The organism is Kocuria marina, assembly GCA_014652975.1.
In the GTDB taxonomy this organism is placed as follows: Bacteria; Actinomycetota; Actinomycetes; order Actinomycetales; family Micrococcaceae; genus Kocuria; species Kocuria marina.
On sequence record BMZV01000006.1, the window covers coordinates 91,924 to 116,258 of the forward strand.

The following is a 24,335-nucleotide window of genomic DNA, read 5'->3' on the forward strand; positions in this document are numbered from 1 at the left end:
CCATGGAGCTTGACGTCACCATCGAGATCCCGCGGTATTCCCGCGTGAAGTACGAGATCGACCACGAGACCGGTCGACTCCGCCTGGACCGCGTACTCTTCACCTCCATGCAGTACCCCACGCACTACGGCTACTTCGAGAACACCCTGGGCGAGGACGGCGACCCGCTGGACGCCATGGTCATCCTGGACGTGGACGTGGTCCCCGGTGTGATCGTGGAGGCCCGGCCCATCGCCGTGTTCAACATGACGGACGAGGCCGGCGGGGACGCCAAGATCCTGTGCGTGTCCACGGACAAGCGCTACGACGAGATCCAGGGTCTCGAGGACGTCAACGAGTTCAAGCAGAAGGAGATCCAGCACTTCTTCGAGCGCTACAAGGACCTGGAGCCCAACAAGTGGGTCAAGGGCGAGGGCTGGGACGGCAAGGAGGCCGCGGAGCGGCTCATCGTGGAGGCCCAGCAGCGCTTCGAGCAGTCCCACTACGACAGCGCCGCGGAGGCCGAGCAGGACGACTGAGTCCGTCCCCCTCCATTCGGGGTCCCCGTGGTCGGTGTGCGCACCGAGCACGGGGACCTCACCCGTGCACACCGGCTCGGTGACGGTCACGCTCGGTGACTCCCACGCCCGGTGACTCCGCATCCCGCGCCCCTCGGAACCGCGGGCGCTTATGCCTGTCGGCGGGCCGTGGTGGGATGATCCTGCGGGACGCGGCCGCGAGAACCCGGTGGTCCCCTGCGCTTCGGAAAGGTGGTACCCGTGTTCGATCCGCACGCACGTGAACACGGGCACGTCTACGTCTTCCACGGCACCGAGTCCACGCAGGTCCTGGGCCCCGAGCACCTCATGGGTCAGGTGCGCACGCTGCTGTCGGCGGCCGGAACCGATCCGGCGCCCGAGCCGTCCTTGCACTCGGACATCGTCCCGCGCCCCTACACCTCGGAATCCCAGCAGGATCCCAGTGACCCGGCACCCGAACACTGGATGCACGTGCGTAGCACGGTCACGGAAGTCTCCGTGGACCTCGGGTCGGACGCCTTCTGGGACCGGGTGGACAAGGGCAGCTGGGCCACGTGGCAGGACCGCTGGCCCGATCCCCCGGGGGGACCGTTGTTCCCGCCCAGCGCACCGGACTGGCTCGTGCGCGCCCCGCGATGGGAACTCGATCCCCTGGCTCCGGCACTCGGCCCCGCGGCGTCGGGCGGGTGGGTACGCAGTCCCGCGCGGGCGTGGGGTTCCGGGGAGCCCGCGGTCCCCCGCGACCCCTCTGACCGGCCCGGTGATCCCGCCCGCCCGGAGCCCGGAGGCACCGGCGTGGGGCTGTTCCAGCTCACGGACCTCGAGTCCTTCTGGGTCTTCGCCCCCGAGGCGGACGTCGCGGACATCATGGCGCGCTGCGAAGCACTCGCCACCGACCACCCCGCCTTCACGTGGCTCACCGGGTACTTCGACGCCCGGGACATCGCCGGGTCACTGCGGCTGCCGTCCCCGTGCCTGCCCATCCTGGAAGCGGACCTCGCGAGCGCGGGTTATGCCGTGGACACGTGGTGGTGACGCCGCAGCCACCCGCTCACGCGAGCGGGCATTGACGTGTTCGACCGCTGACCCGGCCGCCGTTCCCCGACCGGGCACCGCCTCGGACGCCCATAGCGCGGGTACCCATTGGCCCAGGGCTCACTCGCACAGGCGCAACAGCGTCGCGGCCGCCGGACGGGCCTGCCACTCCTCGTTCCACAGGGAGCGCACCACGGCCTTGGACACCGCTTGGGGTGTGATCCCGAGCTGCTGGGCCACGGTCTTCTGCTGACCTCTGGCTCCGGGGACCAGCAGGTCCACCACGCGCCACTCGGCCTCGCTGCGCTCGCTCACGATCCGGCCCACGAGCTTGAGCACCGCCTGGGCCTGCTCCGCGGCCGTCGCGTCCACCGCGCTGACCCGCACGGCTGCCCGCTCGGTGTCACGGCCCGGTTGCGCGGCGAGGTGACCGTGGTTCATGCCCGGCCCCTCGGCGGTCACGGCCACGCGGCCGTCCTCGTGGTCCACGCGCGTGAGGAACACGTCCCCCACGCCGATGCCCACCGCATAGCGGTCCTCGCGCACGGCGATCATGGCCGCCGCGACCGCAGCGTGGGCGTCCTCGGTCAGACCGCGCACCTCACCCGGCGCCATGGGCTGGAACGGGGCGCGCGCGGGCACGTCACGCAGGCGCCGACACAGTTCGTGGTCCATGGCGGGGTCGGGGCGGGACGCGTCCGCCACACGCTGGGTCAGGGTCAGGACGAACACGGTTCCAGTATCGCAGTTCCGCACCGGGCAACCCGGCCACGACGCCGCGCATTTCCCGAACCGGACGTCCCGCTCAGAGCAGCGTGCGCAGGATGGCCGCGGCGCCGTCGTCGTACACGCTGCCGGTGACCTCGCGGGCGACCTGCTCGACCTCGTCCGGGGCCTGACCCATGGCCACACCGCGCGCGGCCCATTGCAGCATCTCGATGTCGTTACGCCCGTCCCCCATGGCCACGGTGTGCGCGGGGTCCACGTCCAGCTGCTTGCGGATCTGCTCCAAAGCGCTGGCCTTGGAGACGCCGTTCGCGGCGACGTCGAGCCACGAGGACCAGCCCACGGAGTAGGCGACGCCGTGCAGACCGGCCTGCTCGATGGCCTGGGCGAAGTCCCTGGGGGCGTCCGTGGCGCTGTAGACCACGAGCCGCACCGCGGGCATCTCGGAGAGCTCCTGAAGGTCCACGCCCACGGCCTCGATCCCGAAGGACGAGTCCTGGAAGCGTTCGGTCGAGTAGAACTGCCCATCCACGCCCTCGAGGGCGAACTTGGCGGTGGGCAACTTGCTGGACAGCGCCCGCAGCGCGTTGGAGGGGTCGAAGCTCACGCGGTCGGTGATCTCGTAGCGCTGCTCGAGCTGCGGGTCCAATCGCAGGGTCACGCCCCCGTTGGAGCACACCGCGAACCCGGAGTGGATGTGGCCCTGGCGGATCACGGGCAGCGTGGCGCCTTTGGAGCGGCCCGTGGCGATCACCACGTGGTGGCCGGCGCCCACGACGGCGCGCAGGGTGTCCTTCACGCCGCGGGACATGTGGCCGTCGTGGTCCACGAGGGTCCCGTCCACGTCCAGCGCCACGAGGTACCGGACGCCCTCTTCCCTGGTCCAGGAACTCGAACGGGGGGTCTGTATTTTCATGGGCGCGAACGCCGCTGCAGCACTCTGCGCCTTCTCCTCGGTGTGCCGGTCATCGATGCCGGCCTGGATATCAGTCATGACAGTCATGGTGTCACATCACCATCGATGCATGTCTTGCGATGGACCGCCCGGTGACGGGAGCGTGAAGTTCCCGGGCGATGTGCGTCACCCGACCGGGCGCAGGACCTCCTGGCCGCGCAGGTACGGGCGCAAGATCTCGGGGACGACCACGGAGCCGTCCTGTTGCTGATGAGTCTCGAGGATCGCCACGAGCCAGCGGGTCGTGGCGAGCGTCCCGTTGAGCGTGGCCACCGCGCGGGTCCCACCCTTCTTGGTCCTGCCCTGGGCGTCCGTGGTCTCAGGCAGGCGTTCCCGGATGTTGAGCCGGCGCGCCTGGTACGTGGTGCAGTTGGATGTGGAGGTCAGCTCACGGTACTTGCCCTGGGTGGGGATCCACGCCTCGCAGTCGAACTTGCGGGCCGCGGAGGTCCCGAGGTCCCCGGCCGCGGTGTCGATCACGCGGTAGCTCAGCCCACACGCCCGCAACATCTGCTCTTCCCACGCGAGCAACCGCTCATGCTCGGCGGCGGCGTCCTCGGGGTGGCAGTAGACGAACATCTCGAGTTTGTTGAACTGGTGCACGCGGATGATCCCGCGGGTGTCCTTGCCCGCGGAACCGGCCTCGCGGCGGTAGCACGAGGACCAGCCGGCGTAGCGCAGCGGCCCGTCGCTGAGGTCCAGGATCTCGTCCGCGTGGTAGCCCGCGAGCGCGACCTCGGACGTGCCCACGAGGTAGAGGTCGTCCTTGCCCACGCGGTAGATCTCGTCGTCGTGCTCCACGTCGAATCCCGTGCCGTTCATGATGGCCGGGCGCACCAGGTTGGGCGTGGACATGGGGATGAACCCGTTGTCCAGGGCGAGGTCCTGGGCCGCGAGCAACAGGGCCGTCTCGAGGCGGGCGACGTCCCGTTTGAGAAAGTAGAAGCGCGAGCCGGAGACCTTGGCCCCGCGTTCCATGTCGATCCCGTCCAGCAACTCCCCCAGCTCCAGGTGGTCCCGGGGTTCGAAGCCCTCGGCCTCGAAGTCGCGCGGGGTGCCCTCGGTGCGCAACAGGACGAAGTCGTCCTCGCCGCCGGATGGGATGCCCTCCACGATCAGGTTGGGGAACTGGGCCACGAGCTCCTGCTGGGTGAGCTGGGCGGCGTCTGCCTCCGCCTGGGCGGCCTTGACGTCCGCGGCGAGCTGCTTGACCTGGGCGAGCAACTGCTGCTTCTCCTCACCCTGGGCCTTGGCCACCTTCTTACCGAACGCGTTCTGCTCCGCGCGCAGAGACTCGAAGTCGGTGATCGCCCCGCGCCGCCGGGAGTCCGCCTCCAGGATGCGGTCCACCAGTCCCGCGTCCGCCCCCCGGGCGGTCTGGGAAGCACGGTAGGTCTCAGGGTCGGCGCGCAGGTCGTTGATGTCGATCACCCGTCCAGGGTATCCAACGAAACGCGCGGGTGCGCGATCCGACGTGGAGGCGGCGCCTGGCCCGCGCGCCAGTAGACTGGCCGCGTCCGACAGCCGCCTTTCGAACGATCCAGGAAGGGGACTCCCGTGCCGCAGCACACAGTGGAACCCCAGCGAGTGGCCGTGGTGATCAACCCCATCAAGGCCCAGGCAGACGCAGCACGGGACGCGGTGATCATCGCGTGCCGCAAGGGTGGTTGGGCGGATCCCGTCTTCTACGAGACAGAAGTGGACGATCCCGGGTTCTCCATGGCCCGCGGCGCCGTCGAGGAGGGCGCGGACGTCGTGCTCGCCGCGGGCGGTGACGGCACCATCCGTGCCGTGGGCGAGTCGCTGGCTGGCGGGGGCATCCCGCTGGGGCTCGTGCCGCTGGGCACCGGCAACCTGCTGGCGCGCAACCTCAAGGCGGACCTCGCGGACCCGCACCACTCCGTGGACGTGGCGCTGTTCGGGTCCCAGAAGGCCATCGACACCGTGGCCGTGCACCTCGAGACGGACGACGACCGCACCGAGGACCACCGCTTCCTGGTCATGGGCGGCGCGGGTTTCGACGCCCAGATCATGGCCGACACCAAGGACGACCTCAAGGACCTCGTGGGGTGGGCCGCCTACGGCGAAGCCGGCTTCCGGCACCTGTTCAACCGGCCCCGCTGGGCGCGCTACAGCATCGACGACGGCCCCTGGGAGTCCAAGCTCGTACGCTCCGTGATGGTGTGCAACTGCGGCGAACTCACCGCCGGGTTGATCCTGGTGCCGGAGGCCAAGATCGACGACGGCGTGCTGGACCTCGTGGTGATGACCCCGCGCTCGCTCGTGGGCTGGCTGGGCATGGTTGCCAAGGTCGCGTTCCGCCACCGCCACGAGCTGCCCGTGATCGACTACCGCAGCGGCAAGAAGGTCCGGGTGGAGTTCCACGAACCCATCGAGTACCAGGTGGACGGCGATCCCCTGGGGCGGATCAAGGCGTTCGAGACCACCATGCACCACAAGTCCCTGCAGGTCCGCGTGCCACCGACCCAGGCCGACTGATCCGCACGCGAACGGCCCGGTCCCTCCTCTCGGAGGGACCGGGCCGTTCGTTCATGCGGGCCTCAGGGCCGACGACGCCGCGCGGGCATCATGTGCCGCACGGGCGCCACGCCCCGCACAGGCGCCACGCACCGCGCCGGCTCAGACCGCGCCTGCGAGTCCGAAGATCGCCGCGGCGATCGCGAAGCCCAGCACACCAATGATGGTCTCGAGCACCGTCCAGGTCTTGAACGTGGTGCGCACATCCATCTCCAGGAACCGGCCCACGAGCCAGAACCCGGAGTCGTTGACGTGGGAGAGCACCACGGAACCGGCGGCCACGGCCACGACCATGGCCGCGAGCTGCACCACGTTGTAGTCGGCGGCCAGCACCGCCGGGGCGATCAGACCCGCGGCCGTGGTCAGCGCGACCGTGGCGGAACCCTGCGCCACGCGCATGACCGCGGCGATCAGGAAGCCCGCGATGATCAGGGGGATGCCCAGGTCCGCGAGCACGTCCTCGAGGGCGTTGCCGATCCCGGAGGTGCGCAGCACACCGCCGAACATGCCGCCGGCGCCGGTGATCAGGATGACCGAGCACACGGGGCCCAGGGCGGACTCGAACGTCTTCTCGATCGCGGAACCGCTCACCCCGCGGGCCTTGCCGATGGTCAGCGCGGCGATGATGAGCGTGAGCGTCAGGGCGATGGGCGTCTCACCGATCGCGCGCAGCAGCTCGAACCACGCCTGGGACGAGGTCTCCTCGGAGACCGCTCCGGACTTGGCGAGCGTGCCCAGGCCGGTGTTGAGGAAGATCAGCAGCATGGGCAGCAGCAGCATGGCCACCACGGTGCCCACCGCAGGAGGGTTGCGGACGTCCTCGGCCTGGCCCAGGATCGCGGGGACCGGGAGCTTGATCCGGCGCCCCGAGAACTTGCCGAACAGGTAGGAGGAGACGTACCACGTGGGGATCGCGCAGATCAGGCCCACCAGGATGATGTAGCCCACGTTCGCCTCGAAGAACGTGGCGGCGGTGACCGGACCCGGGTGGGGCGGCAGGAACACGTGCATCACGGAGAACGCGCCCACGGCGGGCAGCGCGTACGTGAGCACGCTGCCGCCCAGTCGGCGTGCGACCGAGAAGACCACGGGCAGCATGACCACCAGACCGGCGTCGAAGAAGATGGGGAAGCCGAACAGTAGGGAGGCCACACCCAGGGCCAGCGGTGCGCGCTTCTCCCCGAACGCGCGGATGAGCCGGTCCGCGAGCACCTGGGCGCCGCCCGAGGTCTCGAGCAAGCGGCCCAGCATGGCTCCCAGCCCCACGAGCAGCGCCACGCTGGCGAGCGTGTTACCGAAGCCGTAGAGCAGGACGGGCACCACCTGGGAGGTGGGGATGCCCGTGGCGAACGCCGTGAGCGCCGAGATGATGATCAGCGCGAGGAAGGCGTGCACGCGGAATGTGATGATCAGCACCAACAACACCGCGATGGCCACCGCGGCGATCAGCAGCAACGGCCCGGCTGTCAGTGTCTGACTCCAACCCTCGATCTCCATGGACGTCAATGTCCTTTCAGGTTGTTGACCCACGAACGGGCCTGGATGAAGGCGGCGTCGCTGTAGTGCTTGGCCACGTGGACCGCGCGCCCGTCGGCGCGGGGGTAGGACCCGAGGAATCGGGTGCGGGGGCAGATCCGGCGCACACCCATGAGGGCTTCGGAGACCCGGTCCTCCCGGATGTGGCCGTCGATGTCCACCGAGAAGAAGTAGTCGCCCAGGTGGGTGCCCGTGGGGCGGGACTCGATGCGGGTCAGGTTGACCCCGCGCGTGGCGAACTGCTCGAGGATCTCCAGCAGCGCCCCGGGACGGTCCTCCCACAGCGGGATCACCAGGGACGTCTTGTCCGCCCCGGTGGGCTCGGGCATGGGTGCATCTGGGCGGGCCACGAGCACGAAACGCGTGACCGCGTGCTCGTTGTCCCCGATGTCCTCGGCCAGCACGTTCAGCTCGGGGTGGCGCTGCACGACCACGGGGGAACACACGCCGGCGTCGTAGCCCAGACCCTCGGTGCTCACCCCGCCCGTGCCGTCCAACATGTCCATGGCCGAGGCCGCCGTGGAGGACGCGGGGACGTAGCTCACGCCTGGGAGGTTCTGTTCGACCCAGCCGCGGATCTGCGCCCAGGCGTGACTGTGGGTCGCCACGGCGTGGACGTCGGACAGGCTCACGCCCGGCGGGGCCACGAGGACGAACTGGATGGGCACCAGGATCTCGCGCAGGATCCGCAGTTCGGCACCGAAGGAGACGTCGTCGAGCGTGGCGGTCACGCCGCCCTCCACCGAGTTCTCGATGGGCACCACGGCGGCGTCCACACGTTCCTCTCGAACGGCCGCGAGCGCGGCCGGGACGGAGCTCATGGGGGTGCACGCGGCGTCGTCGACCCCCGGGACCTGCCTCAGTGCCGCCTCGGTGAACGTGCCCTCGGGGCCCAGGAAAGCGTACTCACGAGCGCATGGCCCCGGGTCCACAGGACCCGAGGCCACGCCGGACAGTGCTGCGTTCACAGAACGCGCGCCGTTTCCCCGGTCTCGGACACGATGGGCTTCTCCGCGTCCGCCCACGCGCCCATGCCGCCCACCACGTTGACGGGGTCGTACCCGTACTGCGCGAGGTACGCGGTGGCGCGCAGCGAGCGGCCGCCGGAACGGCAGATCACGTAGACGTCCTGGTCCAGCGGGACCTCGTCCGTGCGCTCCGCGAGCTGCGACAGCGGCAGGTGCTGGGCACCGTCGATGTGCCCGGCATCCCACTCGTCCTGTTCGCGCACGTCCAGGATGGGTGCGCCCGCCGGGATCTCGTCCACGGTGGCGGACGGCAAGTTGTTCACGTTGTCCATGGCGTCCCTCGTCGTTCGACTGCTCAGTTCACTCGGACCCCCACCATAGCGGCAGGGCGCGGTGTTCGGCGCCGACGGCGCGGGGTGCCGCGGGCGACGTCGCTCAGCGCACGTCGGTGCCGGTCTTGTCGTGCTCGGACGGGTGCGAGCGCCCCAGCTCGGACAGGCCGTGCTTGGCCACGTGACGCGTGGAGATCTCGTAGCCGATGTCGGTGCCCACGAGGATCACGATGCCCGCGATGAGGCTGTAGTACCAGTGCGGGTTGGTCATGTCGAACATGATGTGCAGGCTCAGCAGGATCAGGAACGCGGGGCACCCGTAGGTGGTCACGGGAGCGTCGGGCAGCTTGAAGGACACGCCGCGTGCCTGACCGTGGGCCGCGAGGTTGCGCAGCGAGCGGGCGCACGCGTACAGCGTGGCGTTCACGCGTGAGAACGCGCTCGTGACCACCGGTTCCCAGAACGGTCTGGACACCCTCGCCCGCGTGATGATCGATCCGGGGGTACGTCATCCTCGCGGAAGCGCCTTCCTACTCGGGCGCCATGGCCGTGTTCGCGGGCGCCCAGGCGGAGGTCGTCCACGTGGCGATCGACCACGAGGGGCTGACCCCGGACGAACTCGAGGAGACCATCGAGGAGCTCGAGTCCCAGGACCGGGGCATCAAGTTCCTGTACACCATCCCGAGTTTCCAGAACGCGGGCGGGACCATGATGCCGCAGCAGCGCCGCGACCGGATCTGTGAGGTCCGCGCCGCGCACCCCGTGCTGATCGCGGAGGACAACCCCTATCGCCTGCTGGGCTTCGAGGGTCAGACTGCCGTGCCATGCGCGCGGACGACGAGAACGTGGTCTACCTGGGCTCGGCGTCCAAGATGTTCACGCCGGGTCTGCGCGTGGGCTGGACCGTGGCCCCCGATTCGCTCGCCACGATCCTGTGTCTGCAGAGCGAGGCCCCTGTGCTCAGTCCCTCGGCCTTCGCTCAGGAAGTGGTCGCCGGGTGCCTCGAGAAGTACGACTGGCGTTCCGTGCTGGACGAGTACCGCGTGCTGTACGGCAAATGGGCCCAGACCCTGATGGACGCGTTCGACGAGCACATGCCCGACGGTGTGACCTGGACCCGCCCCGAGGGCGGCTTCTACTCGTGGATCACCCTGCCGCAGGACGTGGACTCCTACGACCTGTGCATGGAGGGCATCGACAAGGGCGTGGTGTTCGTCCCGGGCACCGCGTTCTCCACGGACTGCCGCGGTGAGTACGAGGTGCGCATGTCCTTCTGCCACCCCGCCGATGGCGAGATCCGCAAGGGTGTGGAGATCTTCACCACCACCCTGAAGAAGGCCATGAACGCCTGATCGGTTCGCCCGAACGCCACGGCGCCGGTGTCAACAATTCTGTGGCCCGGCGCCGTCGTTCTGCCGGGCCGTATCCGCTGCGACCTAGACTGATGGATCGAGGACCGCGGTTGCCCGATCCTTGCACCCCGCTTCGTGGGGGCGCCGTCGCGGGGGTCGGCGCACCATCACACAACTGTGTCGGCGCCGGGGCCGGCCGATAGGAGCCCGTTCCATGTTCCGCCTCTTCCACAACGCCACGGTGCACGCCATGAATCCGGCCACCGGATGGACTCCCCAGGCCCAGTGGCACTCCCACGACATGCCCCATCCGGACGCCATCCTGACCTCCGACGACCGCATCGTGGCCGTGGGCGACTACCAGCGGCTCAAGGACCTCGCGCCGCTCGGCACCGAACGTACCGATCTCGGCGGCACCTACGTGCTCCCGGGCATGGGCGACGGCCACATCCACTCGGCCATGTACTCCCGCTCCCTCATCGAGCCAGACATGCGCCACTGCACGTCCCTGGAGTCCGCGCTCGAGGTGCTACGCCCGTTCGTGGAGCGAGGCATGGCGGATGAGTCCATCACGTGGATCTTCGGCGGGCAGTGGAACGTCAACGCGTGGGACGTCCCCGAGCTGCCGGACCGCCACGCGCTGGACACCGTGGCCCCGGACATCCCCGTGGCCCTGGGGTCGCTGGACTGGCACACCCTGTGGTTGAACTCCAAGGCGCTGCAGGAGCTGGGCCTGGACCGGAACGTCAAGGACCCTGACGGCGGCGAGTTCGTGCGGGACGAGCACGGTGAGCTCACCGGCGTGATCCGGGAGGCCGCGGCCATCCCCATCCGGGACGGGCTCATGCAGTCGCACGTCTCCGGCAACATCGACGATTACCTGCCCCTGGGTCAGCGTGAGCTGCTCAAGCGGGGCATCACATCCATCCACGACATCGACGGCGCGGACTGCCTGTACGCGTACCAGAAGCTGCGCGAACGCGGCGAGCTGGACATCCGCATCCACAAGGTGCTGCACCAGGAACAGGTCCACGGCGCCATCCGGCGCGGGATCCGCACGGCCTCCGGGGACGAGTGGATCTCGATCGGCCCGCTCAAGCTCTTCGCGGACGGCGCCCTGGGCTCGCACACGTGCCACATGTCCGAGGCGTGGCCGGGCACCGAGAACCACGGCATGACGGTCACGTCCCCGCACGAGCTCGAGCACTGGATCGGTCTGGCGGCGTCCGCCGGGATCGCCACGGCCGTCCACGCGATCGGTGACCAGGCCACCACGGAGGTGCTGGACGCGTTCGCCAAGAGTCAGTCGATCGCCCGGGTCTTCGGCCTGCGCCAGCGCGTGGAGCACGCCCAGTACATGAAGCGCTCGGACGTCCCCCGGTTCCGTGAGCTGGGAGTCACCGCGTCCATGCAGCCCATGCACTGCACGGCGGACATCCCCATGAACGACTTCCTGTCCGAGCGCGACCTCGTAGCCTACGGGTGGAACAGTCTGCGCGAGGCCGGCGCCGAGCTCGTGTTCGGTTCCGACGGCCCCGTAGAGGACCCCAACCCGTTCCAGGGCATCCACGCGGCCATCACCCGCACACGGGACGGCGCGCCCGAGGGCGGGTGGCAGCCCCACGAGCGGCTCCCGCGCGCCGAGACCGTGTACTACTACACCCACGCGGTGGCCCGCGCGTCCTACGAGGAGAACCTCAAGGGCTGCCTGGCCCCGGGGATGCTCGCGGACTTCGTGAGCGTGGACCGCGACATCTTCTCCGAGGACGCCGAGGTCGTGAAGGACACCGTGGTCGAGGCCACCGTGGTGGGCGCCCAGATCCGCTACCAGCGCGCGGACTGACAGCGCGGGGCACAACGACGACGCTCACCCACGTCCCACGGGCGACGTCGCCCGCGTGCGTCCCCGGGCGACGTCGTCCGGGCGGGCGACCCTGCGGCGTCGTACCCCGCGACCGCGCAGACCGACCGCGCGCTCAGCTCAGGTGCAGGTGAGGGGCCACGAAGGTCCTGGTGGCGTTACGTTCGTTCTCCAGGACCCAGCCCATGCGCTTGAGCGGGCGCAGGGAGATCACCGATTCCTGGATCTCCACGTCCGAGACGAGACTCTGGATGGCCTGCTCGGCCTCGATGATCTCCCCCACGGAGGAGAGCCACATGACCACCATCATGTTGGAGCGCCCCGTGATGGAAGAGACCACGCGGGTGCGTGGGTCCTTCGCGAGTGCCTCGGCCGCGTCCTCGTGCCGATAAGCATTCAAACGCATGAACCACTGCGCGGTCACAGGGGAGGACGAGAGCCCCTGCACCAGGTCGCAGCGGATGCTCAACAGCCCGGAGGCCAGGACCTTCTGCAGGTAGCGCCGGGCCGTAGCCGGGTGCAGCCCCGTGCTGCGGGCGATCTCCGCGGCGCTCGCGCGGCCGTCACGCATGAGGGCCTCGATCACCGGGCGCTGGTCCTCCCCGAGCGCGGTGGTTGAGGTGGGCAGGGCGGCCTGTTCGGCGGAGGTCCACGCCTGGGCCGCGGCACGCTGCTCGTCGCTGAGCTGGTCCAGTCGCCACTTGTCGCCCGCTCGGTGCAGGCGTGACGAGAGCATGAGCTGCACCTTGGCCACGCCCGGCACCTGCGAGATCTGTCCCTCCACGAAACGGGACAGCGATTCCAGGTCGTGACTGAGCACGGTCAACCCCAGGTCCGGGGACGGCGCGAACGCCTCCACGGAGATTACCTCGGGCATCGCGGTGAAAGTGTCCACCACGTGAGCCCAGCCCCCCGGATCGCACGAGATCTCGATGAAGCTGAGCTGGTTGCGGGTGTCCGAGAGGTTGACCTGCGCCGTGATCCACGCGATGCCCGAACGTTCCAGCTTCTCCCACCGGCCGGCGAGCGTGGTGGCGTGCGCGCCCAGGATCTCGGCCGCCTCCCCCCACGTGATGCGCGGCGCCCACTGCAGCAAACTGATCAGTTCCTGATCCTGGGGGGAGAGCTCGCTCTTGATGTGGCCGTTGCTCAGCATGGGTCCTCTGTTTCCTGGGCTCGTGGCACGGGTGGCGGCGCGGGCGGTGCCGTTCAGCCGTCCCAGGATGGCGGCATGCGACCCGTGGGACGGACGTACTCCCGGGCCCGACCGCGGCTCCCAACGCCCCATGATGAGTGCGAGGACCGTCCGGTGCCAAGTCGTAACCGAGACGTTCGGACACCCGAGTTGAAATAAGATCGATTCAAGCAACCCAAAATTGTAGAAATTTATGTCATACAGTTGGTTATTTGTATCACATCATGCAGAGCGGCTAGCACGCTGCATGACTGTTGCCCGCAGTGACGACTTGACAGGGCTGATCTGACCCGCCCTCACCTCTCAGGATGCACGACATGTCTACTTCCGCTGCTTCCTCTGAGATAGCCACCGAGACCAACCTCGGCGGCCCGGCGGTCTCCTCCAGGAAAACACTCATCCACGCCGGTATCGGCAACGCGCTCGAGTGGTACGACTGAAGCATCTACGCAACGTTCTCCATCTACTGCGCGTGTGAGATCTTCAACCCCCAGGCCACCGCCCTGCAGGCGAGCCTGTTGGCCAACGTGGTCCTGATCATTCCCTGCCGTTGTGGGGCAAGCTCTCCGACATCTGGGGCCGGCGTCCGTTGCTGATCATCGGCAATCTGGTGCCGCTGCTGCTGTTCTTCCCGCTCAACGCCATGGTGGGCCAGATGTTCCTCTCCCTGTTCCTGCCCGCCACGAGCGTACGCACCGTGGGCGTGGCCTTCCCGTACGCGGTAGCCGTGGCCATCTTCGGCGGCCCCGCCCCGTACCTGCAGAACTGGATCAGCACGCAGTACTCGGCGGGCATGTTCTCGCTGCACATGGGCCTGCTGCTGGTGGTCTCCACCGTGGTTGCCTCCATCCTGCCCGAGACCAAGGCCAAGGACCTGCGGCACTAGGGTCCGCCTTCTCCCGGTACGACGTCGCCCCCGCACCTTCTCGGTGCGGGGGCGACGTCGTCGGACAGGGCCGGGTCCCGGATGTGGAACCCGGCCGCGCGGGAATTACTTCTTGGGGGTATGCAGCAGCTTCTTGTTGGCGAACTCCTCGATGCCGAACGGGCCGAGCTCACGGCCCACACCGGAGCGCTTGACGCCGCCGAAGGGCAGGTCCGGAGCGGTGCCGGTGACCTCGTTGACGAACACCATGCCGGAGTCCACACGCTTGGCGACCTCCAGGGCCTCGGCCTCGTCGGCGCCGAAGACGGAACCGCCCAGACCGAACGAGGAGGAGTTGGCCAGCTCGATGGCCTCGTCCACGTCCTTGACCTTGTAGACCACAGCTACCGGGCCGAAGATCTCCTCGGCGTAGGCGCGCATCTCGGGGGTCACGTCCGCGAGCAGCGTGGCCTCCATCCAAGCACCGGGCTTGTCCAGCTTCTTGCCGCCGGCCAGCACCGTGGCACCCTTGTCCACGGCGTCCTGGACCTGCTCCATGATCTCGTCACGCGCGGACACGGTGCACAGCGGGCCCAGGAAGGTCTTCTCGTCCGTGGGATCGCTCGGGGTGATCCCCTGCACGGCCTCCGCGAAGTTCTCCACGAAGGTCTCGTACGCGTCCTCGAGCACGATGAACCGCTTGGCGTTGGTGCACGCCTGGCCGTTGTTGTTCATGCGCCCATTCACGGCCTGCTTAACGGTGCGTTCCACGTTCTTATCGTCGAGCACGATGAAGGGGTCCGAACCGCCCAACTCCAGCACAACCTTCTTGAGGTTCTTGCCGGCGGTCGCGGCCACGGAGGCACCCGCACGCTCGGAGCCCGTGAGGGACACACCCTGGACGGCGGGGTCCGGGATGATGATCTCCGCGATCTGGTCGCTGGACGCGAACACGTTGATGTAGACGTCCTCGGGGAAGCCCGCCTCGTGGAACAGCTCTTCCTGCACCAGCGCGGACTGCGGGACGTTACCGGCGTGCTTGAGCAGGATGGTGTTGCCCAGCATCACGTTGGGGGCCGCGAAACGGGCCACCTGGTAGTACGGGAAGTTCCACGGCATGATGCCCAGCAGGACACCCGTGGAGTCCAGGACCACACGGGCTTCTCCCCCGGTGGAGGGGGTCAGGCTGCGGCCCTTCATGAACTCCTCCGCGTTGTCCGCGTAGTAGTCGTAGATCGCGGCGACGATCTGTACCTCGCCCGCGGCCTGCGCGGCCGGCTTGCCCATCTCCTCCGTGAGGATCGCGGCGAGCTCGTCCTGACGCTCGCGGTACAGCTCCGCCATCTTGTGCATCAGCTGAGCGCGCTCGGCCACCGGGACATTGCGCCAGGAGGAGTACTCCTTGGCGGAACGCTGGACGGCGTCCTTGATCTCCTGATCCGTGGCGGTGTCGAACTTCTTGAGGGTCTCACCCGTTGCAGGGTTGATTGTTGCGTAAGCCATGCTGTCAGCGTATGCCCCGCCACACTCTCACGACATAGCGTTCACCGAGGGCGAGACTTCATGACACCTGCCCCCCACCCCGCGCCGTCATTCCCCTCTCTGCCGGGACCTGCTGCCCACCGACGACGACGCCACTCCCACCGCCAAGGGGACCCAGCGCCGTCGCCCTCCGCCCGCTGTCGATGACACGAACTCGCACACAAGCCCCGGGGGCGCCGTCCGCGCGGACAATGGAGCGCAACAACCTCGACCTCCTCGACATCCCAGGACGGCATGCATGACACACGAACGCCATCTCCCGGAGCACGGCGCAGGGTTCAAGAAGGTCCTGGGGCGGCTGGACGCCATCACCCTGGGCGTGGGGGCCATGATCGGCTTCGGCTGGGTGGTCCTCACGGGAGGCTGGCTGAACGACGCCGGGACCATGGGCGCGGTGCTCGCCATGGTGGCCGGAGGGGCGATCATGGCCGTGGTGGGCCTGGTGTACGGCGAACTCGTGGCCGCGATGCCCGCCGCGGGCGGTGAGCACAACTACCTGCTGCGGGGCATGGGTGCCAGGTGGGCATTCATCGGCTCGTGGGCGATCACGGTCGGGTACATCACGATCGTGGCGTTCGAGGCCGTGGCCGTACCTCGCACCGTGGAGTACATCTTCCCGAACCTCAGCCACGTCCCGCTGTGGACGATCGCCGGATTCGAGGTGAACCTCACGTGGGCGCTCGTGGGTGCGCTCAGCGCCGTGGTGATCACGTGGATCAACCTACGCGGTGTGAAGCAGGCGTCCACGGTGCAGGTCTTCGTGATCATCTTCCTGGCGATCGTGGGACTCATGATGGTCTTCGGCGCGTTCACGCGCGGCTCGGAACAGAACATGGAGCCCTTCTTCCACAACGGTGTCTCCGGGTTCTCCCTGGTGCTCGTGGTGGTCCCGTTCCTGTTCGTGGGCTTCGACGTGATCCCGCAGGTCTCCGAGGAGATGCACCTGCCGCCCAAGAAACTGGGCGGCACGATCGTCACCTCCGTGCTGATAGCGACCGCGTGGTACGTGATGGTCATCCTCACCACGTCCTCGGCGATGTCCGCACATGACCTCGCGAACGCGGACATCGCCGTGGCGGACGCGTTCGGCAACCTCTTCACCTCGGGCGCCATGGCCAACGTGCTGCTTGCCGGTGGCCTGGCCGGGATCCTCACGTCCTGGAACTCCCTGCTCATGGGTGCCTCACGTCTGCTCTGGGCCCTGGGCAACTCCCGGATGCTGCCCCGCTGGTTCGCCAAGCTGCACCCCAAGTACGGGACCCCCTCCAATGCCCTGCTGTTCGTGGGGGCGCTGTCCTTCATCGCCCCGTTCTTCGGCACCGAGATGCTCGGCTGGCTCGTGGACTCCGGCTCGCCCTCGATCGTGGTGGCGTACCTGCTGGTGTCGATCGTGTTCGTGATCCTGCGACGCCGCGAACCGGAGATGGAGCGGCCCTACCGGATCGGCGGGAAGCACCACGGCGGTGTGGTGATCGGTGTGCTGTCCGTAGTGCTCTGCCTGGGACTCGCTGTGCTGTATCTGCCCGGGATGCCCGCGGGGTTGGGCACCGCCCCCTACGTGATCTTCGCGCTGTGGTGGGTCCTGGGGCTGATCTTCATGCTGCGCATCCCGCGCGGGATCGCCCCCGGCGCGGACGCCGAGGAGCGGCTCGTGGCAGCGAGCGAGTCACGAACCCGCAGCCGCTGATCGCACCGTTGCGGCCGGGCATACCATGGAGGAAGGGAGCTATGTCCCACGAGTTCGAGACTGCACCGGACCACGCCGAGTGGAGTTCCCAGAAAGGAACCAGATGAGCATCAAAGACCGGGTTTCAGAAGTCCTCGAGGCCACACCCAAGGGCCTCCTGATCAACGGCGAGTGGCGAGATGCCTCCGACGGCGGGACGTTCGACGTCGAGAATCCCGCGACCGGCGAGGTGCTGGCCACGCTGGCCTCCGCGACCGAGGAGGACTCGCGCGCGGCCATGGACGCCGCCGCGAACGCCCAGGAGTCCTGGGCCCGCACGAGTGCTCGCGAGCGTTCCGAGATCCTACGCAGGACGTTCGACCTCGTCCAGGAGCACAAGGACGATCTCGCACTGCTGATGACCCTGGAGATGGGCAAGCCGTTCAAGGAGTCCCAGGGCGAGGTCGTCTACGGCGGCGAGTTCCTGCGCTGGTTCTCCGAGGAGGCCGTGCGTCACTACGGGCGCTACGTGGACACCCCCGAGGGCAACCTCAAGATGATCGTGACCCACAAGCCCGTGGGCCCGTGCCTGCTGATCACCCCGTGGAACTTTCCGCTGGCCATGGCCACCCGCAAGGTGGCCCCCGCGGTGGCCGCCGGGTGCACCATGATCCTCAAGCCCGCGCGCCTGACCCCGCTGACCTCACAGTTCTTCGCGAAGCTCATGATCGAGGCAGGCATCCCCGCGGGTGTGCTCAACGTGGTGTCCTCCGCGTCCGCATCCAACGTCTCCGGGCCCATCATGGAGGATCCCCGGCTGCGCAAGATCTCCTTCACGGGCTCCACCCCGGTGGGCAAACAGCTCATGAAGACCGCTGCGGACCGCGTGCTGCGTACCTCCATGGAACTGGGCGGCAACGGCCCGTTCATCGTGTTCGAGGACGCGGACCTGGACAAGGCCGTGGATGGCGCCATGGCCGCCAAGATGCGCAACATGGGTGAGGCGTGCACCGCAGCCAACCGCTTCCTGGTGCACGAGTCCGTCGCGGACGAGTTCTCCAAGAAGTTCGCGGAGAAGCTCGACGCCCTCAAGCCCGGCAACGGTCTCGAGGAGGACACCACCGTGGGTCCCCTGGTCGAGAAGAAGGCGCGTGACAGCGTCGCCGAATTCGTCCAGGACGCGCTCGACAACGGCGCCGAGGCCGTCGTGGGCGGCAAGGCCGTGGACGGACCGGGGTACTTCTTCGAGCCCACCCTGCTGACCGGCGTGACCGAGCAGTGCCGCGTGTTCAAGGAGGAGATCTTCGGCCCCGTGGCCCCCGTGATCACGTTCAAGGACGAGGACGACGCCGTCCGCCTGGCCAACGCCACCGAGTACGGCCTGGCGTCCTACGTGTTCACCGAGGACATCTCGCGTGCCCTGCGCATCGGCGACCGCATCGAGTACGGCCTACTGGGCATGAACGTGGGAGTGATCTCCAACGCCGCGGCGCCGTTCGGCGGCGTCAAGGAATCGGGCCTGGGCCGCGAGGGCGGCGCCGAGGGCATCGAGGAGTACACCACCGTGCAGTACATGGGCATGCCCTCGCCCTGGGCCTGAGCACGCCCGCGCCCGCCTGACGGGAGGAGGGCCCCACGAGGGTCCGAACTCCCGGCACCGGCCGCACACGGACCCGCCTCGGCTGGAGCCCCGGATCACCGGGGCTTTCCGGGGCGGATCCGATTATCGAGTTTTCGCGTCCCCGTGCCGCTGTAGTGAAAGGGCAACCGAACATGGCTGACATCGAATACCGGCTCGAGCAGAAGCGCGATCTGAAGACCGCCCTCCCGGGCCCCAAGTCGCAGGAACTCGCGGCGCGGCGGGAGAAGGCGGTCGCGGCCGGTGTCGCCTCCTCCGTGCCCGTCTACGCGGACGAGCTCGACGGCGGCATCATCAAGGACGCGGACGGCAACCAGCTCATCGACCTGGGCTCCGGCATCGCCGTGACCTCCGTGGGCGCCACCGCGCCCAAGGTTGTGGAGAAGGTGCGCGAGGCCGTGGGTAAGTTCACCCATACGTGCTTCATGGTGACCCCCTACGAGGGGTACGTGGAGGTCGCCGAGAAGATCGCGTCCCTGACCCCTGGGGCCTTCGACAAGCGCGCCGCGCTGTTCAACTCCGGTTCGGAGGCCGTGGAGAACGCCGTGAAGATCGCGCGCATGCACACCAAGCGCAACGCGGTCGTGGTCTTCGACCACGCCTACCACGGCCGCACCAACCTGACCCTGGCCATGACCTCCAAGGTCATGCCGTACAAGCAGGGATTCGGGCCGTTCGCCAACGAGGTGTACCGCGTTCCCATGTCCTACCCCTTCCGCGATCCGGAGGGCATGACGGGCGAGGACGCCGCCAAGCGCGCCCTGTCCCTCGTGGAGAAGCAGGTGGGTGCGGAGAACGTGGCCGCGATCGTGATCGAGCCCATCCAGGGTGAGGGCGGGTTCATCGTCCCGGCCCCGGGCTTCCTGCCCGCCCTGTCGCAGTGGTGCAAGGACAACGGCGCGGTCTTCGTCGCGGACGAGGTCCAGGCTGGCGTGGCCCGCACGGGCAAGTGGTTCTCCTCCGAGTACGAGGGTGTCGAGCCGGACCTCGTGACCTTCGCCAAGGGCATCGCCGGCGGTATGCCGCTGTCCGGCGTGGTGGGCCGCGCGGAGCTCGTGAACGTGGTGCACGGTGGCGGCCTGGGCGGCACCTACGGCGGTAACCCCGTCGCGTGCGCGGCCGCTCTCGGCGCGATCGAGACCATCGAGGACTGGAACCTCGCGGACCGTGCCCTCGAGATCGAGAAGATCATCAAGGATGAGCTCGGCTCCCTGGCAGAGTCCTCCCCCATCGTGGGCGAGCTGCGTGGGCGCGGCGCCATGATGGCGCTCGAGTTCGTGAAGCCCGGCTCCAAGGAACCCAACGCGGACGCCGCCAAGCAGATCGCGGCCAAGTGCCTCGAGCAGGGCGTCGTCATCCTCACGTGTGGCACGTTCGGCAACAACGTGCGTCTGCTGCCGCCGCTCGTGATCGACTTCGACCTGCTGCGCGAGGGCCTACGGATCTTCTCCAAGGCCATCGAGGAGGTCGGCGCCTGATCCGCGCTTCTTGAGCTTTACCGCGTACGACGGCGGGCGGTCACCGGGGTTCCGGTGGCCGCCCGTTCGCGTGTCCGGCGCGCACGGCTGGGGTATCCGTCAAACGCACGACATCGACTGAGCCGCAGTCAGCCCGAAGGCGGGCTCTACCCCCCCACAGTTCCCCAGGGGGCGTCCGATCCGGAGCCCGCAGGCTACCTCACGTACACCGTGGCTTCCAGAGTCGAGTTGCCCAGGTAGTGGCCCACGGAGGCGACGCTGGTTTTGGTGGCAGCAGATGTGTCCGGTGACTGGATGACGGCGCAGGATCCCCCGTGAGAAAGTTCCGCCAGCGAGGCCGCCTCATATTCTTTGGACTTCGCATCGCCGCTGAGTGGGGGCGCACCGCTCTCAGTCACCGCGTACTGGAAGGGCCGCCAATTGTGGCCGTTCGCGTTGACGCCAGTCTCCATGAGCTGTTCCTGGGTGACGGCATGTGAACACAATGCGCCCCATGCGCCATTGAGCTGTGGAGGCATCACGGCGTTGAGTTCTTTCTGGGCATTCGGGCTGAAAATGCGGAAATTGATGTCGTTGCCCTTCAGCGTGGTGCCGTAGAGCTCAGCCAGCCGATCATTGCTGCCGACGGGCACCTTTGCCTCGGGGGCTCTGTGACTCTTGCCGGTAAATGGCGGGGTTCTGTTGATGCTTCGTAGCGGCCTCAAGTGGTACCGATAACGAGGGTGCTGGCGGCTGCTTCGATGACATCGTTGGTGATGGTGTCGAGCTCGTTGATCTTCATGACGCGCTCGATCTGCGGGAAGAGCCTCTCCAGCAGTCGGAAGTTCCCGCGGGTAATGCGGGTGATGGCTGCGATGGCCTGAGCGTCGGTGAAGTCTTCGGGGTCGAGGGTCTTGCCCAGGGAGCGCCAGTGACGCTGGAGGACGAACAGCAGCTCGTCCGTGCCCAGGGGTCGGTATTGGTGGGCGAAGCCGACACGACTGTAGAACTGCGGGTAGTGACTGAACTGCTTCTCCAGCCCAGGCATGCCGATCAGGATCAGAGCGATGTTGTCGCGGTCGTAGCGATCGCGCAGCAGCTCCAGCGCGGTGGGGCGGAGCCGTTCGGACTCATCGACGATCACCAGCTGCACGTGGTTCCTGCCGTGCCGCCATCCCCACGACTGCGGGGTGATCTGGCCGATCGCCTCCAGGTGCTGCTCGATGCAGATGTTGGTGCGGGTGATGGCCTGGGCGAGTTCGTCCTTGAGCACCCGTGGGGTGGTGAGCACACTGGGGGTGTAGAGCACGGTACGACTCCGAGCCAGGGCGGCGTAGACCTTGGCGTCGCTGTCGGCGCGCGGCCCCCAGTTGGTCAGCAGGTCGTAGGCCTTTTCCCAGTGTGCGTAGCGACGCGCGGACAGCGTCTTACCCACCCCGGCCGGTCCGAAGCACAGGCCGATGGTGTGGCCGCGGCGCACAGCGTCGGCGAACTGGGTGAAGCGGCGGTGCTCCTTGGTGACGATGAAGCGCTGGCTCACATCAGGTCCTCCCTGTAGACCTTCAGCTTCCGCCTCGGTGCTGGCGCGGGGGCCGGCGGCTCGGCTGTCGGCGGCGCCTCGGTGGTGTGTGCGGCTACGACGGCGATGCGTTCATTGATACCTTGGCGCAGGGCTCGGCGGCGGGCGTTGCGGGCAGCCTGGATCTCCTTGAGGCCGATCTTCTGGGCCTGGTGCTCCTGGTTCACGGCCTTGCAGAGGAACTCGTCATGGTCAAAGACGCGGATCTCCGTGATGTCGCGCGGGTCGTAGCGGATCACCACGGGCCGTCCGACGTAGCCGGCCAGCGTCGGGGAGACGTAGCGCAGCCCCTGGAAGCGGATGCCATCGCGCTGCACCACCCGGGACTGGGCAACCGTGAGCAGCAGCCCGTCGAGGTCTTCGAGGCTCTCGGGCATGCGCGGCAGCCAGCCCTCGGCGATCCACGCACTGCGCGGCGAGGTGTCAAGCTCGCTGTGCGACCGGTCGTTGTAGGTGGCCACGAACCCCTCCAGGGCGCTGTCGAGCTCGGCCAGCGACAGCTTCGGCGTCGGAGCAAGGTGGTCCTCGGTGATGTAGCCGGGCAGGTCAGCGAGAAGCTCGGTGTTGACGGTGCCGAAGAACCGTTCGATCTTGCCGCGGCCCTGGGGGCGGGCGACGGTGGAGTGGATCAGCCGGATATGGAGGTCGACGGTGGTGCGGGTGAGGTGGTGGCTGATGAAGTCGCTGCCGTGGTCGACGTAGAGCACGTCCGGCAGGCCGCACATCGGCCACGCCGGGTCGGGCTTGTGCCAGATCGCCTGCCTCAGCGCCAGCGCAGTGTTCATCGCCGAGGGCGCACCGAGAAAGACGGTGTAGCCGCAGATCGCGCGGGAGCAATCGTCAATGATCGCCGTCAGCCACGGCCGGGCGGGCTTGCCGTCGGTGCCCACCACGAGGATGTCGAGCAACGTGTGGTCGCTCTGCCACATCGCATTCGGGTGCTCGGCCTGCCGGCGCAACACCAGCTCGTACTTGTCACGGTAGGACCCCGCGCCCTCCAGGGCGAGAGTGACCATTCCCGGATCCAGGGCCGCCACGATCGAGCGGACCACGCCGTAGGAAGGCACCGGCCACCCGCGGGTACCGCAGATACGGGTGACCCTGCGGTGGAGAGTGGCGATCGCGGGGCGGGGTTTGCTCAGCGCCAGGCCCTCGATCAACCGCACGAGCTCCGCGGGAAGATGGTGAGTACCGGCATCCGAGCGCTGTCCTGTGCTCAGGCCCGCATACCCGTCAATGCGGTAGCGGGCGTGCCAGCGCTCCAAGGTGCGCAGCCCGATCCCGGTCTCGCGAGCCAGGGCGGTCAGCGCGATGCCGTCCTCGACGTGCAGCCGCAGGATGCGCCACCGCGCCGCCCCGTCCATCTCACACCTGCTCGGCGACAGCTGCTCGGGCGCGGGCCGCCTGCTGGTGGCGATACAGCGTCGCCCGCGACCAGCCGACGAGTCGGGCGGCGTCTTCGGCGGTGCGGCCCTTCGCGCGCGCATCGGCGGCGATGTCGAGCTTCTCTGCGACCACGGCCGGGTCGACCGGAGGTCGGCCGAAGCGGGTACCGTTCTGCTTCGCCGCGGCGATCCCGGCATTGACACGTTCGGTGATCAGCTCGCGCTCATACTCGGCCAACGTGGCGAGCATGCCCATCATCATCCGGCCCGACGTCGTCTCCGGGTCGATTCCGTCCGAGACCGATCTAATCTTCACGCCTTGCCCGCGCAGCAGCGTGACCGTGTTCAGGACATCGATGAGGGACCGGCCGAGCCTGTCGATACGCCAGACCACCACGGTGTCACCGTCCTGGGCGTAGTCGAGCAGCCGCTTCATCCCCGGTCGCTCGATCGCGGTCCGGCTACCCGAGGTCACATCCGAGAACACGTCCCGCTTCTGCACCCCGGCATCCACCAGCGCATCGACTTGCAGCTGCGCATCCTGAGTTGCCGTACTCACGCGGGTGTATCCCAGCTGCCTCATACCCCCAGCATGGGGCAGAAAGTCCTGGAAGTCACCACCCTGAGGCGCTTTTCGTCGAGACGACTTAGCGAGACACTTCCGGGTGCCCATTCACGCAGGGAGTGAACCTGAGGCCAACCGCGCGCTGAACGTCTAATCAACCTATAGCTTTACGAGGCGACTCTGTAAGTTCAGCTCATACTGTATAGTTCAGCGAATGCTGACTATTGTTTCTCGTGTTGACGTGATGAACCGGTTGGGCCGGGCGATGGCCGACCCCACCCGGTCGCGGATCCTGATGACCTTGCTGGAACGGCCGGCCTACCCGGCCGAACTGGCGCGGGACTTGGGGCTGACCCGGTCGAACGTGTCGAACCACCTGGCGTGCTTGCGGGACTGCGGGATCGCGGTCGCCGTGGCCGAGGGCCGCCAGACCCGGTACGAGATCGCCGATGCACACCTGGCGCGGGCGCTGACTGCTCTGGTCGAGGTCACCCTCGCGGTGGATGAGAGTGCCCCGTGCCTGGACCCGGCCTGCTCCGTGCCCGGCTGCTGCGAGAAGGGGGTGGGCGCGTGATCCTGTCCTCAACCCTCCAGGCGATCGGTCTGTTCCTGGTTACCAAC

At 68.1% G+C, this 24,335-nt stretch carries 24 protein-coding genes and 1 pseudogene; 12 read left to right on the forward strand and 13 right to left on the reverse strand.

Features of this window, described 5'->3' with window-relative positions; all coding sequences use genetic code 11:
* The first annotated feature begins 2 nt into the window (after positions 1-2).
* Together IE157_RS11795 and IE157_RS11800 are read left to right on the forward strand one after the other, a co-directional pair.
* Positions 3-518: an inorganic diphosphatase gene (locus IE157_RS11795; RefSeq protein WP_035959224.1), complete on the forward strand. Its 516-nt coding sequence runs from the start codon at positions 3-5 to the stop codon at positions 516-518.
* Positions 519-758: 240 nt separating this feature from the next.
* Entirely contained in the window at positions 759-1,553 is a 795-nt protein-coding gene (locus IE157_RS11800; RefSeq protein ID WP_260850678.1) for a hypothetical protein, read from the forward strand.
* 120 nt (positions 1,554-1,673) lie between these two features.
* Here IE157_RS11800 and IE157_RS11805 read toward each other — a convergent pair whose 3' ends face one another.
* From IE157_RS11805 to serS, 3 genes are all read right to left on the reverse strand, one after another.
* A complete protein-coding gene (locus IE157_RS11805) occupies positions 1,674-2,285 on the reverse strand; it encodes a hypothetical protein (protein ID WP_064847367.1) in 612 nt (203 codons plus the stop codon).
* Between the two features lie 73 nt (positions 2,286-2,358).
* Complete coding sequence (locus tag IE157_RS11810; protein WP_082943469.1) at positions 2,359-3,273, reverse strand: HAD family hydrolase; 915 nt, start codon at positions 3,271-3,273, stop codon at positions 2,359-2,361.
* 87 nt (positions 3,274-3,360) lie between these two features.
* Entirely contained in the window at positions 3,361-4,665 is a 1,305-nt protein-coding gene (serS, locus tag IE157_RS11815; protein ID WP_064847366.1) for a serine--tRNA ligase, read from the reverse strand.
* Positions 4,666-4,791: 126 nt separating this feature from the next.
* Here serS and IE157_RS11820 point away from each other — a divergent pair, with 126 nt between their 5' ends.
* Complete coding sequence (locus IE157_RS11820) at positions 4,792-5,733, forward strand: diacylglycerol/lipid kinase family protein (RefSeq protein WP_064847365.1); 942 nt, start codon at positions 4,792-4,794, stop codon at positions 5,731-5,733.
* A gap of 141 nt (positions 5,734-5,874) precedes the next feature.
* On the opposite strand, the gene IE157_RS11825 is transcribed toward IE157_RS11820, so the two are convergent.
* The 4 genes from IE157_RS11825 to IE157_RS11840 all read right to left on the reverse strand — a co-directional run bounded on the left by IE157_RS11825 (position 5,875) and on the right by IE157_RS11840 (position 9,083).
* Positions 5,875-7,269, reverse strand: coding sequence for a GntP family permease (locus IE157_RS11825; protein ID WP_193520066.1), 1,395 nt, complete (start codon positions 7,267-7,269; stop codon positions 5,875-5,877).
* Between the two features lie 5 nt (positions 7,270-7,274).
* Positions 7,275-8,276: a prephenate dehydratase gene (pheA, locus tag IE157_RS11830; protein ID WP_193520067.1), complete on the reverse strand. Its 1,002-nt coding sequence runs from the start codon at positions 8,274-8,276 to the stop codon at positions 7,275-7,277.
* Positions 8,273-8,608 (reverse strand): rhodanese-like domain-containing protein, encoded by a 336-nt coding sequence (locus IE157_RS11835; protein WP_064847362.1) that lies wholly within the window; start codon positions 8,606-8,608, stop codon positions 8,273-8,275. The genes pheA and IE157_RS11835 overlap by 4 nt, the downstream gene beginning before the upstream one ends.
* Positions 8,609-8,711: 103 nt before the next feature.
* Positions 8,712-9,083: a hypothetical protein gene (locus tag IE157_RS11840; RefSeq protein WP_193520068.1), complete on the reverse strand. Its 372-nt coding sequence runs from the start codon at positions 9,081-9,083 to the stop codon at positions 8,712-8,714.
* 68 nt (positions 9,084-9,151) lie between these two features.
* Here IE157_RS11840 and IE157_RS13135 point away from each other — a divergent pair.
* The 3 genes and pseudogenes from IE157_RS13135 to IE157_RS11855 all read left to right on the forward strand — a co-directional run.
* A pseudogene (locus IE157_RS13135) lies at positions 9,152-9,373 on the forward strand (PLP-dependent aminotransferase family protein); the annotation flags it as partial.
* Between the two features lie 59 nt (positions 9,374-9,432).
* Entirely contained in the window at positions 9,433-9,960 is a 528-nt protein-coding gene (locus IE157_RS13000; RefSeq protein ID WP_318281467.1) for an aminotransferase class I/II-fold pyridoxal phosphate-dependent enzyme, read from the forward strand.
* Between the two features lie 214 nt (positions 9,961-10,174).
* Positions 10,175-11,803: an amidohydrolase gene (locus IE157_RS11855; RefSeq protein WP_193520071.1), complete on the forward strand. Its 1,629-nt coding sequence runs from the start codon at positions 10,175-10,177 to the stop codon at positions 11,801-11,803.
* A 133-nt stretch (positions 11,804-11,936) separates the two neighbouring features.
* On the opposite strand, the gene IE157_RS11860 is transcribed toward IE157_RS11855, so the two are convergent.
* Positions 11,937-12,977: an Lrp/AsnC family transcriptional regulator gene (locus IE157_RS11860; RefSeq protein ID WP_064847358.1), complete on the reverse strand. Its 1,041-nt coding sequence runs from the start codon at positions 12,975-12,977 to the stop codon at positions 11,937-11,939.
* Positions 12,978-13,333: 356 nt separating this feature from the next.
* Between IE157_RS11860 and IE157_RS13005 the strand changes: the two genes are divergently transcribed.
* Together IE157_RS13005 and IE157_RS11865 are read left to right on the forward strand one after the other, a co-directional pair.
* Positions 13,334-13,456: a hypothetical protein gene (locus IE157_RS13005; protein WP_255359901.1), complete on the forward strand. Its 123-nt coding sequence runs from the start codon at positions 13,334-13,336 to the stop codon at positions 13,454-13,456.
* Positions 13,457-13,566: 110 nt separating this feature from the next.
* Complete coding sequence (locus tag IE157_RS11865; protein ID WP_193520072.1) at positions 13,567-13,902, forward strand: MFS transporter; 336 nt, start codon at positions 13,567-13,569, stop codon at positions 13,900-13,902.
* A 105-nt stretch (positions 13,903-14,007) separates the two neighbouring features.
* Here IE157_RS11865 and IE157_RS11870 read toward each other — a convergent pair whose 3' ends face one another.
* Entirely contained in the window at positions 14,008-15,384 is a 1,377-nt protein-coding gene (locus IE157_RS11870) for an NAD-dependent succinate-semialdehyde dehydrogenase (protein ID WP_064847247.1), read from the reverse strand.
* Positions 15,385-15,661: 277 nt separating this feature from the next.
* Between IE157_RS11870 and IE157_RS11875 the strand changes: the two genes are divergently transcribed.
* The 3 genes from IE157_RS11875 to gabT all read left to right on the forward strand — a co-directional run bounded on the left by IE157_RS11875 (position 15,662) and on the right by gabT (position 20,206).
* Complete coding sequence (locus tag IE157_RS11875; RefSeq protein ID WP_064847248.1) at positions 15,662-17,110, forward strand: APC family permease; 1,449 nt, start codon at positions 15,662-15,664, stop codon at positions 17,108-17,110.
* A gap of 103 nt (positions 17,111-17,213) precedes the next feature.
* A complete protein-coding gene (locus tag IE157_RS11880; RefSeq protein WP_035959265.1) occupies positions 17,214-18,689 on the forward strand; it encodes an NAD-dependent succinate-semialdehyde dehydrogenase in 1,476 nt (491 codons plus the stop codon).
* 173 nt (positions 18,690-18,862) lie between these two features.
* Entirely contained in the window at positions 18,863-20,206 is a 1,344-nt protein-coding gene (gabT, locus tag IE157_RS11885; RefSeq protein WP_064847249.1) for a 4-aminobutyrate--2-oxoglutarate transaminase, read from the forward strand.
* 194 nt (positions 20,207-20,400) lie between these two features.
* Here the strand turns inward: gabT and IE157_RS11890 are convergent, their stop codons facing one another.
* From IE157_RS11890 to IE157_RS11905, 4 genes are all read right to left on the reverse strand, one after another.
* Complete coding sequence (locus tag IE157_RS11890; RefSeq protein WP_144998911.1) at positions 20,401-20,838, reverse strand: hypothetical protein; 438 nt, start codon at positions 20,836-20,838, stop codon at positions 20,401-20,403.
* Between the two features lie 68 nt (positions 20,839-20,906).
* A complete protein-coding gene (locus IE157_RS11895) occupies positions 20,907-21,725 on the reverse strand; it encodes an AAA family ATPase (RefSeq protein ID WP_144998909.1) in 819 nt (272 codons plus the stop codon).
* A complete protein-coding gene (locus IE157_RS11900) occupies positions 21,722-23,128 on the reverse strand; it encodes a Mu transposase C-terminal domain-containing protein (RefSeq protein ID WP_139126915.1) in 1,407 nt (468 codons plus the stop codon). Before IE157_RS11900 ends, IE157_RS11895 begins: the two co-directional genes overlap by 4 nt.
* Before the next feature lies 1 nt (position 23,129).
* Entirely contained in the window at positions 23,130-23,732 is a 603-nt protein-coding gene (locus IE157_RS11905; RefSeq protein ID WP_064847476.1) for a recombinase family protein, read from the reverse strand.
* A 196-nt stretch (positions 23,733-23,928) separates the two neighbouring features.
* On the opposite strand from IE157_RS11905, the gene cmtR reads away from it, so the two are divergent.
* Positions 23,929-24,288: a Cd(II)/Pb(II)-sensing metalloregulatory transcriptional regulator CmtR gene (cmtR, locus tag IE157_RS11910; protein ID WP_064847475.1), complete on the forward strand. Its 360-nt coding sequence runs from the start codon at positions 23,929-23,931 to the stop codon at positions 24,286-24,288.
* Positions 24,289-24,335: the final 47 nt, after the last annotated feature.

Excerpts from the sequence above, each read along its gene's own strand:
- IE157_RS11795 (WP_035959224.1), top strand. The coding sequence starts at position 3 with ATGGAGCTTGACGTCACCATCGAGATCCCGCGGTATTCCCGCGTGAAG.
- IE157_RS11810 (WP_082943469.1), bottom strand. The coding sequence starts at position 3,273 with ATGACTGATATCCAGGCCGGCATCGATGACCGGCACACCGAGGAGAAG.
- IE157_RS11825 (WP_193520066.1), bottom strand. The coding sequence starts at position 7,269 with ATGGAGATCGAGGGTTGGAGTCAGACACTGACAGCCGGGCCGTTGCTG.
- IE157_RS11835 (WP_064847362.1), bottom strand. The coding sequence starts at position 8,608 with ATGGACAACGTGAACAACTTGCCGTCCGCCACCGTGGACGAGATCCCG.
- IE157_RS13000 (WP_318281467.1), top strand. The coding sequence starts at position 9,433 with ATGCGCGCGGACGACGAGAACGTGGTCTACCTGGGCTCGGCGTCCAAG.
- IE157_RS11855 (WP_193520071.1), top strand. The coding sequence starts at position 10,175 with ATGTTCCGCCTCTTCCACAACGCCACGGTGCACGCCATGAATCCGGCC.
- IE157_RS11860 (WP_064847358.1), bottom strand. The coding sequence starts at position 12,977 with ATGCTGAGCAACGGCCACATCAAGAGCGAGCTCTCCCCCCAGGATCAG.
- IE157_RS13005 (WP_255359901.1), top strand. The coding sequence starts at position 13,334 with ATGTCTACTTCCGCTGCTTCCTCTGAGATAGCCACCGAGACCAACCTC.
- IE157_RS11870 (WP_064847247.1), bottom strand. The coding sequence starts at position 15,384 with ATGGCTTACGCAACAATCAACCCTGCAACGGGTGAGACCCTCAAGAAG.
- IE157_RS11875 (WP_064847248.1), top strand. The coding sequence starts at position 15,662 with ATGACACACGAACGCCATCTCCCGGAGCACGGCGCAGGGTTCAAGAAG.
- IE157_RS11880 (WP_035959265.1), top strand. The coding sequence starts at position 17,214 with ATGAGCATCAAAGACCGGGTTTCAGAAGTCCTCGAGGCCACACCCAAG.
- gabT (WP_064847249.1), top strand. The coding sequence starts at position 18,863 with ATGGCTGACATCGAATACCGGCTCGAGCAGAAGCGCGATCTGAAGACC.
- IE157_RS11900 (WP_139126915.1), bottom strand. The coding sequence starts at position 23,128 with ATGGACGGGGCGGCGCGGTGGCGCATCCTGCGGCTGCACGTCGAGGAC.
- IE157_RS11905 (WP_064847476.1), bottom strand. The coding sequence starts at position 23,732 with ATGAGGCAGCTGGGATACACCCGCGTGAGTACGGCAACTCAGGATGCG.
- cmtR (WP_064847475.1), top strand. The coding sequence starts at position 23,929 with ATGCTGACTATTGTTTCTCGTGTTGACGTGATGAACCGGTTGGGCCGG.